At 45.8% G+C, this 5,318-nt stretch carries 5 protein-coding genes; all 5 read left to right on the plus strand.

The window, feature by feature from the left end; translation table 11 throughout:
* Window positions 1–15 precede the first annotated feature (15 nt).
* Entirely contained in the window at window positions 16–2,058 is a 2,043-nt protein-coding gene (locus tag D5281_RS23865; RefSeq protein WP_330585305.1) for a DUF4368 domain-containing protein, read from the plus strand.
* Window positions 2,059–2,432: 374 nt separating this feature from the next.
* Window positions 2,433–2,990 (plus strand): RNA polymerase sigma factor, encoded by a 558-nt coding sequence (locus D5281_RS23870; protein ID WP_004057269.1) that lies wholly within the window; start codon window positions 2,433–2,435, stop codon window positions 2,988–2,990.
* Entirely contained in the window at window positions 2,987–3,598 is a 612-nt protein-coding gene (locus tag D5281_RS23875; protein ID WP_004057270.1) for a hypothetical protein, read from the plus strand. The genes D5281_RS23870 and D5281_RS23875 overlap by 4 nt, the downstream gene beginning before the upstream one ends.
* A 121-nt stretch (window positions 3,599–3,719) precedes the next feature.
* Window positions 3,720–4,232, plus strand: a complete 513-nt coding sequence (locus D5281_RS23880; RefSeq protein ID WP_004057271.1) for a hypothetical protein — start codon at window positions 3,720–3,722, stop codon at window positions 4,230–4,232.
* A gap of 177 nt (window positions 4,233–4,409) precedes the next feature.
* Window positions 4,410–5,270 carry a CapA family protein gene (locus tag D5281_RS23885; RefSeq protein ID WP_277935596.1) on the plus strand — a complete coding sequence of 287 codons (861 nt, stop codon included), beginning with the start codon at window positions 4,410–4,412 and terminating at the stop codon, window positions 5,268–5,270.
* Window positions 5,271–5,318: the final 48 nt, after the last annotated feature.

Here is a 5,318-nt window from a genome sequence, read left to right on the forward strand (position 1 = left end):
GAGTTTTGACAGATAATCGGGCATTTTCCCTGTTTTTCTCGGCGTTTTCCTCTACGTCTATTCGTCTGGTCGTCAGACGACGAGCGAGCCGGGGAAAGCGTATCTATCGAGAACCAAAAGCGGATTTTAGAGGACTACGCAAGAAAGAACGGTTTTACCAATATCCGGCATTTTACGGACAACGGAATCCGGGGAACTACGTTCAAGCGTCCGGGGCTGGACGCTATGTTAGAGGAAATCCGGGCGGGGAACGTGGCAACGGTCATCATCAAAGACCAGAGCCGAATCGGGCGTGACGTGGTTGAAGTGGGGCTTTTGAAGCGCACTTTTGATGAATACCATGTGCGCTTTATCGCCGCCAATGACAACCTTGACACCGCCAACGGCTTTGATATTATGTCGATTTTCCGTGACGTGATAAACGAGTGGTATGTTGCCGACACCAGCCGGAAAATCAAGACCGTTTTCAAGTCCAGAATGGAAAAGGGCTTGCGCTGCTCTGGTAGTGTCTGCTATGGCTACCGCGCTTCCAAAGAGGAAAAAGGCGAATGGATAATTGACGAGGAAGCCGCCGCCGTTGTGCGCCGTATCTTTCAGAGCGTCCTTGCCGGGGAAACCATAGCCAGCATAGCAAAAGCACTCCGCGCCGAGAAAATTCCTATCCCGTCCGAGCATTGGAAGCGGACAGGCGAGCCAGTCCGGGCGGCAAAGTACGCCGACCCCTACGCATGGTCAGCTACCACTATCGGCTACATACTGAAACGCCCGGAATACACAGGGCGCAAGGTATTGGGGAAAACCGTATGCGAGAACTACAAGACCAAAAGCACCCGCAAGACCACGCCGGAGGAACAGCACGTTTTTGAGGGCGCAATCCCCGCCATTGTGGACGAGGAAACATGGAGAACGGTACAGAAGATACGGGAAACCGTGCGCCGCGCCCCGAAGCGGCAGAACGCCCCGAACCGCTTGACCGGGCTTCTCTACTGCGCCGACTGCGGCTCAAAACTCACACACCGCTACAACCTTGTGCAAGGGAAATGGATTGAGGACGCTTTTGTCTGCTCCGGCTACCGCCAGCTTACCCATGACTGCACCATACACTATATCCCCACAGCGAAGATAGAAGCCGCCATTCTTGCCGTTATCCAGCGCGTGAGCTGGTATGTGCGGCACAATGAAAAGGAGTTTACAGAGCGCGTCCGGGAAGCGTCCGACCAGAACCAAGAAAAGACCGTCAAGGAGTGCAAGCAGAAAATCAGCAAGGCACAGAAGCGGCACAAGGAGCTGGAAGGGCTTGTGAAAAAGCTGTATGAGGGCAACGCCACGGGCAAGATACCCGACAAACATTTTACCCGGCTGCTGAATGAATATGACGAGGAACAGACCGAACTGGAAACGTCCATAGCCGAATGGCAGAGGCAGATTGAAAACTGGAACGCCGACAGGCTGAAAACAGACCAGTTTATCCAGCTTGTGAAACGCTATACCGACTTCTCCGAGCTTACAACGCCCATGCTCAATGAGTTTATTGAGAAAGTGGTTGTGCATGAGGGCGAGGGACGGGGGAATGACCGCCGCCAGCGGATAGACATCTACCTAAACTTTATCGGGGCTTTTGAAGTGCCGGAATATATCGTCACCCCGGCAGAGGTAGAGGAACAACGCCGCCAGCATGAGGAACAGGCGGCAAAGGAAGCCCGGTCAAAGGAGCTTGCAAAGGCGCGGTATGAGAAACGCAAGGCAGAAAAACGGGAATTTACCGCAAGGAAGAAAGCGGGGCTTCTCACCCCGGAAGAACTGGAAGCGGAGGAAAATCGGCTTGCACACAACCGGGAGTGGCAAAAGGAATGGCGGGAGAAACGAAAAGCCAGCGAGCCAGAGAAGCCGCCCAAGCAGAAATCCATAAAGGAGCTTATGGCGGTTGAAAAGACCGGGGCAGACCTCACGCCGGAGGAAACAGAACGGCTTGCGGCATACCGCCGGAAGAAAGCCGACCAGCAGAGGGCAAGGCGGGAGGGAAAGAAAAGCGACCAGCCGAAAAGAAAAGTCAGTTAGTGGGGGAAGCCCCGCGCCGGGAGGAACAAAAGAAGCATTGTGGAAATGTGCATAACTGGCTATGGAATCATGGATAACTCTATTCACAGCACATGGAAAAGCTAAAGTGCAGCTTTCCCACGTCCTGCAAACAGAGTTACCCACAATTCCATAAGACAGCCAGTTATACACATTACCAGCAATGCCGACTACTACGGAATCCCCCTCATTCCTACCTAGAAGATATTAAAACTTGATTTGAGATAAAAAAGATATGCTATAATTCTTCTGCAAAACAAAAAATTTTATTTTTTTTACAACCAAAATGACAAAATCCGTACTTAGTATAGTGGAGGCTGTTTATCTACAAAATAACAAGGAGGTGAAAACATACTATGGATGACGAGACGATTGTAAGTCTTTACTGGGCAAGAGATGAAAGTGCGATTGCAGAAACATCTTCAAAATATGGCGGGCTTTGTAATCATATCGCAAATAACATTCTCTCAAACTACCAAGACAGGGAAGAATGTCTCAACGATACTTACCTTGCAGTCTGGAACGCAATCCCGGATAAGCACCCAAACAGATTTTCCGTATTTTTGAGCAGGATTGTCAGAAATCTGGCTTTGAAGAAATATGAATATATTTCTGCTGCTAAAAGAAATCCGGCTGTTGTTACCTCATTAGAGGAATTAGGTGACTGCGTATCCGGGACAGACAGCATAGAGTCGGAAATCGAAAAAAAGCATATCGAAAGTACGATTGATAAGTTCCTCTGGCGGTTAGAGGAAGAAAAACGGACTGTATTTATACGGCGGTACTGGTATTTTGATTCAATCGAAACGATCTGTAAATATACAGGCTTCAGCCAGAGCAAGGTAAAATCCATGCTTTACGAAATGCGCCGCAAGTTAAAAAAATATTTAGAAAGTGAGGGTATCAAAGTATGAACAAAAAACAGCTTTCCGAACATATTGGGAACATTGATGACCGGCTTGTTGAACAGGCAGAGAATATCCCAAATTACAGACAACTGCATCACCGTCAGACAATAAGACGCTTCCTTACTGCCGCCGCAGCTTTTGTGCTTATGGCTTGCAGCTTTAGTGCAGGCGCGTTTGCCTTTGCCCGTGAAACAGTGGTTGAAGTGCCAGTAGAACAGGAAATGATAAAGTTGGAAGAAATCAATCTTACACTGATCCTGCCCGATGATTGGAAAGGAAAATATTCTGTAGAAGCTAGTGGTCAGAATTATATTGTTTATCACACACAGGTCAGAGAAGATGTCAGTGCGGGGATAGACGCATTTGACGGCGGTGTCCTGTTTTATATCGTCTGCTATGAGGAATCCATGACACCGGAACAATTCATAGAAAAGGGATATGATTTTGTCCAGTACCGTTATCTGTTTTCTACCAGCGATAAAACTTACATTCTCTGCTATCCAAGTGACGTACAGTGGAATCCCGAAAATTCAGAACAGGAAACGGAATATCTGGGAATGGAGGGAGAAATAAAAGATATTAAGTTTGTGGTTGACAATATCCTTGCGGACTGAAAATGTTTTGAATCTTGAAACAGGCATGGTGGGAATGCTGAACGTAAGGTATTTTTGTTCATAACCATATAGCTTTAACAGAAAAGTAAGTTTTAGTATCACAATTACATGGAGGTTAAAAATGGGAAACACAAAACAGAAACTATGGAAAAATATTTTGGTAATTGGCATTTTATCCGCAATATTACTTTCCGGGTGCGGCAAAGAAAATGTGCCAAAGGAAGAACCACTTATGGGCAGCGGCAGTGAAAGTACAGTGGCAGAAAAAGACAGTGTGCCGGAAGAAAATAATGCAGAAGCCGAAAAGCCGACAGAAGATACTGCACCCAGTGAAAAGGTTATGGAGCAGGCTATAAGCGAATGGAAAGAAATGTACGCTTCGTTTTATGAGTATAAGGATTGCTCCGCAGTTCTTGTGGAACGTAAAGAAAATGACGGAACGGTGGACGAGATATTCACACTGGATATTACATACTTGTCCGGGCAGCCGGAAAGCGATGAGCCGGAGCATTTCATTGCGGATATGAAAGCAAGCTATCCGGCGGATAATCCAGAGGATATTACTTTATGGATGGATAACAGCGGCGGGGCAATGACTGATTTCACGCTGTTTAAAGAGTGTGGTCCCGGTTGACAGGTAATATCCCACTGATATTTCCAAAGATACCTTATGTTCAGCATTCCCATCATATTTGAATGTTTAATCGGTATATATAAAAACTGCCAGTTGTGTCTGCTAAGGAAGCCGTAACATTGCTTTTGCATTGGCAAACTGGAAATATAATATTCAAAATTTGTAATGGGTAACATTATGGAACATGATTTGCAGAAGAAACAGGAATTGGAATTATGGAATATGGTTTCAAGCGGAAAACCAAGGCAGGGGGCAAAAACTCCGAGCAGAACACCGCAAAGAATGAAACAGGAAGTACCGAACCGAAATTACCAAACCATTTCCCGTTCAAAAAAAACAGCACAGGCAGTTAGACGAAAAAAAGCACGAAAGCGCCGGATACGCTTTTATAGGTTAATGGCAATCATAAGGATAATATTATGCCTTATAGGAGCGCATACAGTAGCAGACACCATATACGGATGGGTGCATAAACCGCCGGAAAAGGAAGAAGCAGTTGTCCAAGTAGTGTCTCTCCCGGCGCAAAATGATGAAATAGCTTTTGAAGAACACGATATTACGCTCATGGCAGTCGGTGATAATTTATTACATATGGGGATTGTAAATGCCGGGAAGCAGTCTGACGGAAGCCGGAATTATGACTTTTTATTTGACGGAATAGGCGCATTTCTGGAAAAAGCAGATATAAAGATAATCAATCAAGAAACAATATTTGGAGGTAATGAGCTTGATTTTCATGGTTATCCCAAATTTAACTCCCCAACAGAAGCGGGGGATGCCATAGCCGGGGCAGGATTTAATGTTGTCCTTCAAGCCACAAACCATACGGCAGACCAAGGAATGAGCGGAATGGAAAACTGCATTGATTTTTGGAAAACACACCCTGAAGTGCTTGTTACGGGTATTCACGAGCCATTGACAGAAGAAACATATAAAAACCGCATTCCATTATTAAAAGTTGGTGATGATACGTTTGCAATTCTAAATTATACATATTGTTGCTGCCCATTTATTCTGGCTTCAAATAAATCTGATTGATTGTCACAGAATTAACCGATATAATGACATCAGCATAGAGAAAGAGAA

The sequence above is a fragment of the Parablautia muri genome, assembly GCF_009917485.1.
Lineage (GTDB): Bacteria > Bacillota > Clostridia > Lachnospirales > Lachnospiraceae > Suilimivivens > Suilimivivens muri.